The sequence below is a fragment of the Vibrio gigantis genome (genome assembly GCF_024347515.1).
In the GTDB taxonomy this organism is placed as follows: domain Bacteria; phylum Pseudomonadota; class Gammaproteobacteria; order Enterobacterales; family Vibrionaceae; genus Vibrio; species Vibrio gigantis.
Genome location: NZ_AP025492.1, coordinates 472,559 through 486,513, shown reverse-complemented (window position 1 = coordinate 486,513; position 13,955 = coordinate 472,559). Strand labels below are relative to the sequence as shown.

The following is a 13,955-nucleotide window of genomic DNA, read 5'->3' as shown; positions in this document are numbered from 1 at the left end:
ATGAATAAAGCCTATCTAGATAGACGCATCAGTCGTTAAGCTATGGCTAGGTTATGCTTCCATCCACTGCTTCCATGCTTGAACAACATGTTCTCTTTCCATTTCAAACTTTTCAATCGCCACGTCTGCATCAAGGTTGAGTAGATTCCGGTGGTGGATTTCATCTCTTAACGTTGTATAAGCATGGGTTAATGCCATGCCTTGCTGCTCATCCATAATCTCTTGTGACAAAAGGCTTTCAAAGATTCTGACATTGTCACACCAGCGAGTAAGCTTAGGCTTCTCATTACTGTATCGAAGCACTAGGTATTGCGCTAAGAATTCAATATCGGTAATGCCGCCAGCATCTTGTTTCAGCATGAATCGTTCGGCTTTTTTACCACCTAAATGGCCGCGCATTTTTTCACGCATATCCACCACGGCTTTCTTCAACGTTGCTTCATCACGTGGCAGGCACAACACCTCATGACGTGTTTTATTGAATGCGGAAGCCAATTGCTCATCACCGTAGATCATACGAGCACGAGTCAAAGCTTGGTGCTCCCAAGTCCACGCATCATTGTGTTGATACTCGTCAAAGGCATCGGTTGGACTCACCAATAAGCCAGAAGCACCAGATGGACGCAACCGAGTATCTACTTCGTAAAGAATACCAGAAGCGGTTCTGGTCGAGAAAATATGAATAATACGCTGTGCCAACCTCAGATAGAATTGGCGTCCATCGATTTCTTTCTTACCATCAGTATAGATGTGTACAGGACAGTCGTGCATGAACACGATATCGAGATCGGAGTTATAGCCAAGCTCCCACCCGCCGACTTTGCCATAACCAACGACAGCAAAACCACGCCCTTCACGGTCTTTAAGATGGGTAGGCTCACCAAACTTAGCCGACACCTGTAACCAAGCTTGATTAACACCGGCTTCGACAATCGCTTCTGCTAAGTACGTCAAGTGATCACTGACCTTCATCACAGGCAGCGCGCCCGCAATATCGGCCGCAGCAATTCTCAAGATACAAGTCTGCTTAAACTGACGCAGACCTTCCATCTGCTGTTCCATATCGTCTTCAGGAATACGAGCAAGGTAATCACGCAGCTCTGTCTTGTAAGACTCCAAAGGCACTGGATTATAGAGCTGCTGAGGATCGATAAGTTCATCTAACAGAATTGGGTAACGACCCAATTGCTCCGAGATCATCGGGCTTGCTGTACATAAACGAACCAACTGAGTCAACGCACCAGGGTGTTCATCTAATAACTCAAGGTAAGTAGTACGCGTAACGATTTTATGCAGTAGGTGCAGTACTCGCGACAACCCAAACTCTGCATCCTTAGCGGTATACAGAGCTTGAAATACTTTCGGCATCAGTCGATTGAGTACTTCTCGCCCTCGTGGACCAAGGGTTTTTTTAGCTAAATCGGCTTTAAACTGAATGATCGTTTTCGCAGCTTCTGGTGGGTTGGCGATAGCAATGTCATGTTCTAATACATGCTCGATAACATCCGGCTTATGCGCCATATCCCACAGTTCACTAAAGTGACTCGCAATCGGGTTGGCGTCATCTTCATCAACACCAATCAGGTCTTCGAACACGGTATGTACATTAGCCATATGGGCGCGAGTTGCCGCAATCAAGCTATCCCAATCGGAAAATTGCATGGCAATGGCAAGCTGCAGTTGTTCGAATTCACCGTCAGGTAAAGTTTGAGTCTGCTTATCAGCCATGGCTTGTAACAAATTCTCAAGACGACGTAAAAACAAGTAAGCCTCGCGTAGATGCCCCACCTCTTCAGCCTCTAGCAAATGAAGAGACTCAATAGCGCTTAAAGTTTCCAGTAACCCTCGGCCACGAAGACTCGGTTCACGGCCACCACGAATTAATTGGAAAACTTGAGCGATAAATTCCACTTCGCGAATACCACCAGAACCCAGCTTGATATTGTTCGATAAACCACGGCGGCGCACTTCACTGCTAATCATCGACTTCATTCGGCGCAGAGATTGAATCGCACTAAAATCAATATAACGGCGGAACACAAATGGGCGTAGCATCTGGCGAAGTTCTTGATACTCAGGATACATTTCGCTACCCATCACTCGCGCTTTGACCATGGCGTACCGTTCCCAGTCGCGGCCTTGTTCTTGGTAATAATCTTCCAGTGCTGCGTAGCTCATTACCAATGGGCCACTTTCACCGAATGGGCGTAAGCGCATGTCTACTCGATAGCAGAACCCGTCAAAGGTTTGTTGATCAAGCGCCTTAATAATACGTTGCCCTAAACGCGTGAAGAACTGCGCGTTAGCAATGCTTCGTCTTGCTCCTTGGGTTTCGCCATTCTCAGGGTAGGTAAAGATTAGATCGATATCAGAAGAGAAGTTAAGCTCACCACCACCGAGCTTGCCCATACCAATGATCAGCATCGGCTGTGCTTCACCTTGTTCATTACAAGGCGTGCCCCACTCTTTACAACAAATATCGTACTGCCATTGATAGGTCTCGAAGATCATCGCCTCAGCCAACATCGATAGGTGGTTTAGGCTCTGCTCTAGCTCCCATGCCCCCATGAAGTCACGCCAAGCAATGTAGGTCATTTCTCGATTGCGAAATTGACGCAGCACGCGCTGACCGCTCATTTCATCGGCACAGCCAGAAAGCAATTCAGCCAGTCGTTTTCGGTACCCTTCAGCGCGTTTTTCGCATGCCAACATATCAGGTAAGTCACCACATAAAACCGTATCACGTTGCAAGCAATCACCAACAAAACAGCTTAAACCGAGTACACGTTTAAGATCTTCAGTCATTGGCTCAGGCCAGGTATTGATGACTTCACTTTGATGCTCTAATAATTGCTCAAAAGCAGACTGAGAGTGAGTGATGAGTTGAGAAGGCAATGGCATGTTTCTTCCTTGTATAAGCTGCGCGCCGAACAATCGGTTCGTCGATTCAGTTCTTCAATAACGAGTTTTCATAGCTAAAGATAAGTTATACCAAAGTTAGGCCAATAAAAAACGCCCACATTAGCAATGTGGGCGTCTTATCGATTAACTTATCTGGTTGAGCTTACAACTGAGAAAATGTCTCTGATAATAAGCCTTTACGGATGAAGATTAGGAGCTAAGGACTAAACCTTAAATTGCTTAATCTTACCATCGAGTTCTTGCGCGTTGCTTTCCATAAGCTGGGAGGTCTCTAACAACTCACCAACCACTACCACAGAAGCTTCAACAAGCTCTCGAACGTTAGTCAGGTTAACACTCATCTCTTCAGCAACACTGCTCTGTTGACCTGCAGCGGTCGCGATTTGGAAATTCATATCATTGATTTGATTTACTTGGCTTACGATGCCATCAAGCTCTGTACCAGCATTAGTCACCAGATCAACGCCTTCAGCGGCTTCAACAACACTCTTTTCCATCAGCTCAACCGCAGAATTAGCACTGCTTTGTAAGTGGCTGATCATATCTTGAATCTCGACTGTCGCTTGTTGAGTACGCTGCGCAAGGTTACGAACCTCATCGGCAACAACTGCAAAACCACGACCTGCTTCACCCGCACGCGCGGCCTCAATAGCAGCGTTCAATGCTAATAGGTTTGTTTGTTCTGAAATACCCTGAATAGTACCAACCACACTGCCAATTGAGTCAACCCGCTCTTCTACTTGGTTTACCGCTGCTGCAGAGGCTGCGATATCTGAAGACAGCTCACTCATCTTAGACACAGAGCCCTGAACGAATTTCTGACCAGTTAACGCTTGGCCTGATGCCTGTTCCGTCAATGAAGAAGCGCTTTGCGCATGCTCGGCTACAGTTTGCACCGTAGAGGTCATCTCGCTCATTGCTGTCGCAAGCTGATCGATCTCGTTGAATTCTTCTTGAGCTGACTCTTTGGTTTCAGACATGCTGATGGTCATCACTTCAGTCAGAGCAAACAGCTCATCAGAAGAAGCCACTTGAGCTTTAACCATGTCGTGCAGTTGAACTCGTGTTTTCTCAAGCTCGCGTGCCACGTCGCCGTATTCATCTTTGCAATCCATGTGAATTGGTACTGACAGGTTCTTATCTGCCATGGTTTTGATTGCATCACTTAGGTATTGGGTTTGGCGCAGCATCACTTTCGCCGCTGCCAATAGAAGAACCACAAACACAATGATCATTAAGGCTGTTTGCCAAGCCACTTGAACTAGGTAAGTCTCGTAATGCTGCTGTGCAACTTGCGCATTGTTGGTGGCAGCAAGCAATGAATCGTAAAACGTACTTGCGTCCCATAGCTGCTTCGAAATGATCAAGATAGTGCTGAATATCATCAGCATGACCATTTTTGGAACGAGACGAACGTCAGAGATTATCCTTTCCCACGGCTTGAATGACAGTTTAGTCATTGTCAGTTCTCCATTAATTCTTATATATTGATGGCTTCTATATCCGCGAGGTGGCTATGTCAGTCAAAGTTCGCGATTTATTTTGAGCCTCGTATGAATGTTGAATAATACCAAAGACGTCACCAAGCCAATGAGCTTATTGTCACTGATTCTCTCTTTCTTAGCGTTATTTGTGATCTCAGGCTTATTGTTCGTACCGATTGATAAAGAATCGAAACAAGTCCTTATCGGCCTCGATTTCATTATCTGTAGTGTTTTTCTTTTTCAGCTCACAATTGATCTATTCAGATCACAAAACAAAAAAGAATACCTAAAAGTACACTGGATCGATTTCTTAGCAAGCATCCCGATGATCGAGCCTCTTCGTTTCGCTCGCATTTTTCAGATTTTGCGTGTCATTCTTGTTCTCCGTTCAGGTAAACGCGTTGTCAGAGAACTATTTCGCAATCGCAAAGAAACTACCCTCGCCTCAATTATACTGCTGTTGGTTATTCTCCTGACCATAGGAGCGGGGACAATACTTCTGTTAGAGCACAAAGATCCCAATGCCAACATCACTACTGGACAAGATGCTTTATGGTGGGCTTTCGTCACCATCAGTACGGTGGGATATGGCGATCATTATCCTGTCACAAGCTCAGGAAAGTTAGTCGCTTCTCTGGTGATCATTTGCGGTGTGGGGGTGTTTGGTATGATTTCAGGCTTGATTACCTCTTTGATCACCTCTCCAACTCATCATGAGAGTCAACGAGCGGAAAACAAAGAGAAGCATCTTGAGAAAATCATTGAGCAGCAACAGAAAATCTTAGAACGCCTAGAAAAGCTTGAGCAACAAACAAAAAAATAGGGCCAGAGCCCTATTTTCATATTGATAAAGATATTGAATTTAGTCTTGCCAATATGGCTCAACCTCAACACTGATTTGGCGTGTCTGTTCCATTGCATGCAGAATGGACACTTCTTGACGAGCCAGCCAACGCTCTAGTTGAACCTTCTCATCGCCCTCCAGCTTCTCAGTCAAAGGCTCTAATGTTTTAAGTGCCAGCAAATCATCAATGCCTTGAACCATATCAGCCCATGGTAAGCGGAAGCTGTTACGCTCATCGTCATCATACAAACTCGCGAAACCCACACCAGAGTATAGATTGCGCATTAAACGGTATTGCTGATCAATATACGCTTGGCTAGTCATCACTCGTTCTGGTGGAAAAGCTTCCATCAAATCTGCCCATGTACGATCTAACTGCTTAACCGAAAACCACTCAATACCACGTGCCATTTGTTCTCGAGCTTTTTCGTCTAAGAAAGGCTGCCAGCCACGAGATAAGATCCAACGGCTCAGGTCTAGCAGTAAACCAGTGTAACGAGCAGAGCTCAGCAAAGTAAGTAACTCTTCTCGATCTGGAAGTTGCTCTTGCATCTCTTTAAGCTCAGCGACTAAGAACTTACGCGCATCAAGCTTACGTAACACGTGGCCTTTATCTTCGAGCAAGTCTTCGAAGTGGTCATAGCTTTTCAGCCAGTCGAGCTCTTGTTCAAGCCACTTAAGCTCTTGGCGTAAAATAGCGCTAGCGCGTCTTGGCACAATACCGCCATAGATAGTGAAAGTCTGACGGATAAAACTCAGTGAATGACTAATCTCATGTAGCGCTTCAATCGATTGGCGCTCGGTAAAAATCTGCTCGTGATAGTGCCAATGAGCGAGAGCATGCTCTAAAGATTGAATGAAACACGATTCAACGGTATCACTTTTGTCAGTATCAACTAAGGTCAAAGGAGTGACTTCATCTCCTTGATAACCTTGAGCAAGTCGGTAACCCTTAGCAGCTTTGCTTAGGTTGCCCAAACGCATACCACCTTGTTCGCAGAACTGGCGAGACAAGGTAAATAGAGCATCCGTTTGACCAGATTTAAGCTCCAATTCGACTTCGCAAATCGGTTCTTGCAGTTCGCCAGATTCAACGAAGCCTTGATCGAATGCGACCTCGACTTGGCTACCATCAGGCATACCAATCAACCACTGCTCACGTGTGAAGTTGGTAGAAAATAGAGGAGTAAGTTCAGCTTGTAACGTGTCGATGTCTTTACCCGCTGGCCAGATATCCTCTGGGTGCAGGGCTAATTTGGGTTCGTTGCTGTCGTGTTCTGCATTGTATTCAGGCCTTTGATGCAGGCCAGCAACCACACGACCAGCTGTCTTTACGGTTTGTACAAATACGTCATCAAAGCGTCGAATGCGTAAGCCAGTATCGTGCTTACGTAGCCAGTTGTCAGCGGTGTCAAAGTAGATGTTACCTAGCTCACGACAACTGTGCTGAAGTACTTTAGTTTCAGCAATTTTATTGCGTAAAGTCTCTGAAAATTCAGGAGAAACAAAAAACTTCAGTTCTATCTCGGTTTCCATAGTTATACCTTTCTGTGAAGATAGGGACAGGATATTGCCAATTTGAAAAGTCGGCAAGTCAGAAATATCGCTCTTATGATGATCTAAAACAGTTTTAATGAGAGATTGATTAGGTTAACATGCGCGACTTTGTAGCCATCGCTTAACATTTCACCATGAATATGGTGTATGTTGTTTTAAGGTTATTATTTATTAGGTTGGATGACCATGCCAGTAAATACAATTATGGGGTTATTTGCAAAGTCCCCAATTAAACCTTTGCAGCGTCACGTAGTATGCGTGAACGAATGTTGTTCTCACCTAGTTAATTTCTTTGAAGTTTCTTCAAAAGGTGACTGGGAAAAAGCATCAGAAATTCGAGCTCAAATTTCTCACCTTGAGAAAGAAGCTGACGTACTAAAACGTGAAATTCGCCTTAAACTTCCTCGTGGTTTGTTTATGCCAGTTGATCGCACCGATATGTTGGAGCTATTAACTCAGCAAGACAAACTCGCAAACCTAGCGAAAGACATTGCTGGCCGTGTATATGGTCGTCAACTTGTCATTCCTGCTCCTATGCAAGAAAACTTCATCGCTTACGTTAAACGTTGTCTAGATGCAGCGAACCAAGCACAAAACGTAATCAATGAATTAGACGAATTACTTGAGACTGGCTTTAAAGGCCGTGAAGTAACACTCGTTGCCGAAATGATTCATCAATTAGATGTAATTGAAGATGACACGGATGCGATGCAGATCGAACTACGCCAACAACTAATGGCGATTGAAGGCGATCTGAATCCAGTTGATATCATGTTCTTATACAAAATTCTTGAATGGGTTGGTGGTATTGCAGATCAAGCACAGCGTGTAGGCGCTCGTCTTGAAGTAATGCTTTCTCGATCTTAAATCATACGTTAACCATATAACGAAGAGCATTTTTTGAACAAACCACTTATGCGCTGAGTATTTCTCTCGCTGAGCGGTTTTTTGCGTCTAAATTTGTTCCGCTTGTTATCAAACAACTAGGTATTACGATGGATATCCTTGCTAACTACGGCACTGTCCTGATTATTGTTGCAGCAGCTTTCGGTTTCTTGATGGCTATTGGTATTGGTGCAAATGACGTTGCGAACGCAATGGGCACCTCAGTAGGCTCTAAAGCTCTAACCGTTAAACAAGCGATCATTATCGCAATGATCTTTGAATTCGCAGGTGCTTACCTTGCGGGCGGCGAAGTAACAGACACGATCCGTAAAGGTGTTATCGAAACGTCTCTATTCGCTCATCAACCTGATGTACTTGTGTACGGTATGATGTCGGCTCTTTTAGCTGCAGGTACATGGCTACTTCTCGCTTCTTACATGGGCTGGCCTGTTTCTACGACTCACTCCATCATCGGTGCAATCATCGGTTTTGCTTGTATCTCTGTAGGTACTGAAGCCGTAGACTGGAACAGTGTTCAAGGTATTGTGGGCAGTTGGATTATCACACCCGTTATTTCCGGTTTCTTCGCTTATGTCATATTTGTAAGTGCTCAACGACTTATCTTTGATACAGAGAACCCGCTATTCAACGCGAAGCGCTTTGTACCGGTATACATGTTCATCACAACGATGGTGATTGCACTTGTAACGATCAAGAAAGGTCTTAAGCACGTTGGTCTTCACCTAAGCAACACCGAAGCATGGGTTTGGGCTGCTGGCGTTTCTGCTCTTGTTATGATTGGTGGTTACCTATACATCCAGAAGAAATTTGCTAACCGCGAAGAAGACCACGGCTTTGCCGGTGTTGAAGGTATCTTCTCTGTACTAATGGTTATCACAGCTTGTGCGATGGCATTTGCACACGGTTCAAACGACGTTGCAAACGCGATTGGTCCACTGTCTGCTGTTGTATCAACCGTTGAGCACATGGGCGAAATCACAGGTAAGAGTACTATCGCATGGTGGATTCTTCCTCTAGGTGGTTTCGGTATCGTTGTTGGTCTTGCAACAATGGGTCATAAAGTAATGGCAACCGTTGGTACTGGTATTACAGAATTAACACCAAGCCGTGGTTTTGCTGCGCAACTTGCAACGGCATGTACGGTTGTACTAGCTTCAGGTACTGGCCTTCCAATCTCTACTACACAAACACTCGTTGGTGCAGTATTGGGTGTTGGTTTTGCTCGTGGTATCGCAGCACTAAACTTAGGCGTTGTACGTAATATCGTGGCTTCTTGGATTGTGACATTGCCAGCAGGTGCTCTACTTGCTGTTGTGTTCTTCTATGCAATTCAAGCTGCGTTTACTATGTAATCGCGACTGCGTTAGTGAATACTAGCGTCAGAACAGTGTGAGCTTCAGTAACGATATGTAAATGCCATGTCATTATTGACTCAAACGCACAGAAAGGGAGGCTTTGCCTCCCTTCTTTGTTGCACCGCATAAAGAAACTAAATATTATTTGCTCATTGAGGCTGACTCATACGCCTACCCAATTTGAATCGTTAAGGGATTTACTGTGAAAAAACTGATTAGCTTAGTTTTGTTCGCAATGCTTGCGGCTCCAGCTGCCTTTGCACAAGACCGTTATATTGCTGACAAACTATTTACTTATATGCATTCTGGCCCAAACAACACATTCCGTATCATCGGCAGTGTTGATGCTGGTGAAAAGATTACATACCTACAAACTAACAAGAGCACGGGTTATACCCAAATTCAAGACAACCGCGGTCGTAAAGGTTGGGTTGAAAGTAAGTTTGTAAGCACTCAAGAAAGCATGGCACTGCGTATGCCTAAGCTAGAGAAAGAGCTGACGGAAGTTAAAGGTAAACTAGCGAATGCTCGCCAGAGTGCTGACAGCGAAAAAGCTGGCCTAGCAAGCTCTCTAGACTCTCGTAACAAGCAGATTGCTGAACTAGAGCAGAACTACAGTGAAATTAGCCAACAGCTAACGAGCTCTCAAACAGAGAACCGTGAACTGCGTGCTAAACTAGACACTCAGAAAGACGACCTACTATTGAAGTACTTCATGTACGGTGGTGGTGTTGCGGGTATTGGTCTACTTCTAGGCCTTGTTCTACCACACATCATGCCTCGTCGTAGAAAGTCACCAAACGGCTGGGCGTAGACTTAACGCTTATATCAGGTACAGTAAAATTCAGTATCGAATATCAAAAAGGAGCACCTCTGTGCTCCTTTTTATTTGCCTGTGTACCGTCCTAAATATGGTTGACACATTTCCAACATGAAATTGGAGAGTGTCATGAAAACAACAAGTAGACGTACTCAACGAGATTATTCTCTTGCCTTTAAATTGGCAGTCGTAAGCCAAGTTGAAAAAGGCGAAATGACTTATAAGCAAGCTCAAGAACGTTATGGGATCCAAGGGCGCTCTACCGTTTTAGTTTGGCTTCGCAAACATGGTCAACTAGATTGGTCTAAAGGAATAGAACAATCGAGAGCGTTAGGAGCGACTATGTCAAACTCTTCCTCAACTCAAACCCCAGAGCAACGAATCAAAGAACTCGAGCAGCAATTAGAAGAAACTCAGCTCAAAGCTGAGTTCTTTGAAGCGGTTGTAAAAGTCATGGATCGAGATTTCGGAGTCCGAATCTCAAAGAAGCGCAAGGCCGAGTTATTAAGGAAAAAACGGTCAGAAAGTTGACCGTTACTAAAGCTTGTCACTTCATAGGTATTACAAGACAAGCTTTCTACAAACGCTGTGTTGCCGAAATTCATCAGACAAAGAAAGATGAATCTGTACTCGGTTTTGTGAAGGAGCAAAGGATGATGCACCCTCGTATAGGGACTCGTAAGATCAAGTATTTACTTGCTCAGAACGATATTGAAATCGGGCGAGACCGCTTATTCTCTCTGCTGAGAATGAATCGATTATTAGTACAGAATCGAAGGGCTTACCATCGAACCACAAACAGTAATCATCGCTTTTACTGCCATCCAAATCGAATCAAAGAAGGCTTAATACCGGAAGGACCAGAGCAATTATGGGTTGCCGATATTACTTATCTAGCAACGCGGCGTGGTAGTACGTATCTCAGTTTAGTGACGGACGCTTACTCAAGAAAAATCGTGGGCTATCACATAAGTGATGATATGAAAGCTCGCACGGTCAAGCAGGCCTTTTTAAACGCGTTGAAAGAGCGGAAGAATACAGGTGAGCTTGTCCATCACTCAGATCGAGGTGTTCAGTACTGCTCTGTTGAATACCAAGAGTTGCATCGACAGTATGGTGTATCTTGCTCAATGACTGATGGCTATGACTGTTATCAGAATGCGTTGGCAGAGAGGATCAACGGAATACTGAAGATGGAGTATCTGTTGAATAAACCTAATGATTTAGATGAAGCAAAGAAAATGGTCGCTGAATCAGTAAAAATCTATAATGAATATAGGCCTCACACGGCTCTAAAATACAAAACGCCCGATGAAATACATCGAGCGTTTTAGTCAATCAAGTGTCAACCCATATCAGGACGGGTCACTGTCATCTGGATGCCTATAGAGTTCGCTAGCCTTTCCACTCGTACAGAGCTGGGATTTCTATCTTCTGTTGATTGAACTCTATGATTACCGATTGTGGTTTAATCTCAAGTAATTGAATATCTTGCCCAATCCAATCTCCTTGTGCCACTTCTTGGCCATTCACTTTTACCCAACGCTTGGTTTCACTACTCGAATACATATGAGTTTGTAGGTCTAACTTAGGTAACACCCCAGATAAGCTATTAATATGTGTTTCCAACTCAATGACCTGAGAACCTTGCCCTGCTGGTCTTGAGTCCATTGGCTCAGGTGTGCTTTGTTGCTCACCCATGATGGATTCAAGCTTCAATGCCAAATCGGGTGGTAATTCACTCAGGTCTAGCCCTTGCAGCAAATCACTGTCCGACTGTGGGTCACTGTTTGATTGCAAGTTGCTAGCTTCATCGCTAACACTTTGCTGAACTGTTGGTTGACCTGGTGACGACTCAGAACTGGCTATCATTTGAGTGTTGTTATTAACATTCGCTGAGATCACAGCTGAGCCACCTATGGTGTTTGCACGATTCGAGTCCGAATCAATCTGTGCATACACCTCTTGGCGTGGCAGTGCTTTCAATGGCTTACTCGTCGGTGCAGGACGAACGGCGAACAATGGATTTTCTTCCACAGGAACAGCATGCATGCTTGCTACATCAGCCATTTCAGGCTCAACGTCTGATAGAGCCTTTGATTCTGGCAGAGCGGCATTAGCGACTCGGCTAGATGAGTTTTGCAGTTGTTGGTTATATGATTGATAAGCTAGGACACCACCCACCAGCAAAGAAGGTACCAGAACTAGGAGTAGCCCCATCGCTAACGATGAACCTCGTTTGCTGTTCATCCCTTTAGCAGAGCTAGGCACATGATGATTCTGATAACCTTTGAAGCTTGGCTTGCTAAGAGAATGCTGATTCAAATACGACTGTTTTCCAGAAGAGTGTTTAAGTTCGTGCATAATGCGTGACATTAGCTTTCGTCCCCTTCTAGTGACATCAACTTAGGCGAATCGAGTTGAGCTAATCTCTGCAACCTTGCCAAGGTTCGCTTACCTGCGATGCCATCAACAGACATGCCTTGCCAAGTTTGAAACGCTTCGATTTTCATTTTTAACTCATAATCAAACACATCACTGCCAGATACAACCTCTCCTAATACTTCAGAAAGTAACAAATCAAGCAAAGCAACTGCTTCACCTTGATAGCCCTCTTTGAGTGTCTCTCGTAGCGGCTGTTTCCAAATCGCGACATAATCGCCATGCCAGATTTTATCTAAAGATTGCTTCGGTATCACCAAGAGCTTCTCATTAACCAGTAACTCGACAGATTTCTCAGACACACCATAAAGCACAGCAAACACTGGCTTTTGGTCTATATCGAGGTTAAGTACCACAGGTACGCCTAGTTCTACCAATGTATCCAAATTAGCCTGCTGCTGCTCGCACACAAAGACACTTTGTGGTTCACTTAAGCACAAGCCATCACGCAGTGAAGATTGATATCCCCAAAGCGTATACAAGTCCTTGATAGCGAGAGAGCGATTGGTTCCCTGCATCAAATGTTGTTGAATGTGTGGTGGCAACTCAAACTTGGCAGGTTTTGGCTCAGCCACCAGCGTAGGTGTATCTGCCACCAATGAACGCTGAGTGTGCACTGCCGCTTCAGTTTTAATTTCACTTGAAGTATCCGTAGATAACCAAGAATTTATATAGGTTGGAGCGAAGTTAAAAGTCGCCATAGCAAGGCCGATACTTAACGTCGCAATCCCTGCATATTGGAATAACTTGGGCATAACATCGGAAGTTGGAGGGTTATCTACGTGATACACATCAGCCTGAAAAGACATAACCTGCTGACACGCTCGGTTAACCGTGTCATTACTCGGTGTTGGCTCTCCATCATGAAACGCTAGCTGCAGCGCCTTATCACACACCAAGTTAATCAACCGTGGAATACCATGAGTATATTGGGCAATCAGCTTAACGGAGCGATTCGAAAACAGCATTTGCTCGCCACCTGCTGTCTCTAGGCGAAACGCGATGTACTTACCGGTCTCTTGAATGTTGAGGGGCAGCAAATGGTAGCGCCCCGTAATACGCTGCGCTAGCTGGCGCAATTGCGTAGTCTGCAGGTGCTGTTGTAATTCAGGTTGGCCAACCAGCAATACTTTTAATAACTTGCGGCTGTCAGTTTCCAAGTTCGTTAAAAGGCGTAGCTGCTCCAACACATCGGCAGCTAAGTGCTGAGCTTCATCTATCACCAATAAGGTTTGAATACCTTCGGCATGACTATCAAGTAGAAAGTGATGAATCGCCTGACTCAGTTGCTTGAGTGATGCCTGTTGCGGATAGTCGATATCGAACTCATCACAGATAGCTTCAAGCAAATCGGTATTGGAAAATGTAGGGTTGAGTATAAGGCCAGCTTGAGTGTGGCTATCAAGGGAGGACAACATCGCCTTAGCGACCGTTGTTTTCCCTGTACCAACCTCACCAGTAAGCATCGCAAAGCCCCCACCCTCGCCTAAACCGGCTTGTAGGTTTTGCATCGCTTCTTGATGGCGCTGACTCAAAAACAAGTAGCGAGAATTTGGTACAATCGAAAATGGCGTCTCAACGAAGCCAAAATATTCCTTATACATGTGCTGCCCTATAATTACGAT

Annotated in this window: 10 protein-coding genes; 5 read left to right on the top strand and 5 right to left on the bottom strand. The window is 44.8% G+C overall.

Going from position 1 to position 13,955, the window contains the following annotated elements:
- Positions 1-51 precede the first annotated feature (51 nt).
- On the bottom strand, positions 52-2,901 hold the full coding sequence (gene glnE / locus OCV56_RS02225; RefSeq protein WP_086714243.1) for a bifunctional [glutamate--ammonia ligase]-adenylyl-L-tyrosine phosphorylase/[glutamate--ammonia-ligase] adenylyltransferase: 2,850 nt from the start codon (positions 2,899-2,901) through the stop codon (positions 52-54).
- A gap of 224 nt (positions 2,902-3,125) precedes the next feature.
- Positions 3,126-4,382: a methyl-accepting chemotaxis protein gene (locus OCV56_RS02220; RefSeq protein ID WP_086714244.1), complete on the bottom strand. Its 1,257-nt coding sequence runs from the start codon at positions 4,380-4,382 to the stop codon at positions 3,126-3,128.
- A 97-nt stretch (positions 4,383-4,479) separates the two neighbouring features.
- On the opposite strand from OCV56_RS02220, the gene OCV56_RS02215 reads away from it, so the two are divergent.
- Positions 4,480-5,229, top strand: a complete 750-nt coding sequence (locus OCV56_RS02215) for a potassium channel family protein (protein WP_086714245.1) — start codon at positions 4,480-4,482, stop codon at positions 5,227-5,229.
- A gap of 39 nt (positions 5,230-5,268) precedes the next feature.
- Here OCV56_RS02215 and OCV56_RS02210 read toward each other — a convergent pair whose 3' ends face one another.
- Complete coding sequence (locus tag OCV56_RS02210; protein WP_086714246.1) at positions 5,269-6,786, bottom strand: CYTH and CHAD domain-containing protein; 1,518 nt, start codon at positions 6,784-6,786, stop codon at positions 5,269-5,271.
- Positions 6,787-6,993: 207 nt separating this feature from the next.
- Here OCV56_RS02210 and OCV56_RS02205 point away from each other — a divergent pair, with 207 nt between their 5' ends.
- The 4 genes from OCV56_RS02205 to OCV56_RS02190 all read left to right on the top strand — a co-directional run bounded on the left by OCV56_RS02205 (position 6,994) and on the right by OCV56_RS02190 (position 11,222).
- Positions 6,994-7,674, top strand: a complete 681-nt coding sequence (locus OCV56_RS02205; protein WP_010434644.1) for a TIGR00153 family protein — start codon at positions 6,994-6,996, stop codon at positions 7,672-7,674.
- 128 nt (positions 7,675-7,802) lie between these two features.
- Positions 7,803-9,065, top strand: a complete 1,263-nt coding sequence (locus OCV56_RS02200) for an inorganic phosphate transporter (RefSeq protein WP_086714247.1) — start codon at positions 7,803-7,805, stop codon at positions 9,063-9,065.
- Between the two features lie 205 nt (positions 9,066-9,270).
- Positions 9,271-9,882: a TIGR04211 family SH3 domain-containing protein gene (locus OCV56_RS02195; protein ID WP_017629377.1), complete on the top strand. Its 612-nt coding sequence runs from the start codon at positions 9,271-9,273 to the stop codon at positions 9,880-9,882.
- Positions 9,883-10,017: 135 nt separating this feature from the next.
- A protein-coding gene (locus tag OCV56_RS02190) for an IS3 family transposase (protein ID WP_102514112.1) occupies positions 10,018-11,222 on the top strand; the annotation gives its coding sequence in 2 pieces (ribosomal slippage) (positions 10,018-10,405 and positions 10,405-11,222; 1,206 coding nt in all).
- A 61-nt stretch (positions 11,223-11,283) separates the two neighbouring features.
- On the opposite strand, the gene OCV56_RS02185 is transcribed toward OCV56_RS02190, so the two are convergent.
- Positions 11,284-12,264 (bottom strand): general secretion pathway protein GspB, encoded by a 981-nt coding sequence (locus OCV56_RS02185; RefSeq protein ID WP_086716254.1) that lies wholly within the window; start codon positions 12,262-12,264, stop codon positions 11,284-11,286.
- Entirely contained in the window at positions 12,264-13,934 is a 1,671-nt protein-coding gene (locus OCV56_RS02180) for an ExeA family protein (RefSeq protein ID WP_086716252.1), read from the bottom strand. Before OCV56_RS02180 ends, OCV56_RS02185 begins: the two co-directional genes overlap by 1 nt.
- Positions 13,935-13,955: the final 21 nt, after the last annotated feature.

What these genes read in the sequence shown, in the direction of transcription:
- glnE (WP_086714243.1), bottom strand. Translation starts at nt 2,901, where the DNA reads ATGCCATTGCCTTCTCAACTCATCACTCACTCTCAGTCTGCTTTTGAG.
- OCV56_RS02220 (WP_086714244.1), bottom strand. Translation starts at nt 4,382, where the DNA reads ATGACTAAACTGTCATTCAAGCCGTGGGAAAGGATAATCTCTGACGTT.
- OCV56_RS02215 (WP_086714245.1), top strand. Translation starts at nt 4,480, where the DNA reads ATGTTGAATAATACCAAAGACGTCACCAAGCCAATGAGCTTATTGTCA.
- OCV56_RS02210 (WP_086714246.1), bottom strand. Translation starts at nt 6,786, where the DNA reads ATGGAAACCGAGATAGAACTGAAGTTTTTTGTTTCTCCTGAATTTTCA.
- OCV56_RS02205 (WP_010434644.1), top strand. Translation starts at nt 6,994, where the DNA reads ATGCCAGTAAATACAATTATGGGGTTATTTGCAAAGTCCCCAATTAAA.
- OCV56_RS02200 (WP_086714247.1), top strand. Translation starts at nt 7,803, where the DNA reads ATGGATATCCTTGCTAACTACGGCACTGTCCTGATTATTGTTGCAGCA.
- OCV56_RS02185 (WP_086716254.1), bottom strand. Translation starts at nt 12,264, where the DNA reads ATGTCACGCATTATGCACGAACTTAAACACTCTTCTGGAAAACAGTCG.
- OCV56_RS02180 (WP_086716252.1), bottom strand. Translation starts at nt 13,934, where the DNA reads ATGTATAAGGAATATTTTGGCTTCGTTGAGACGCCATTTTCGATTGTA.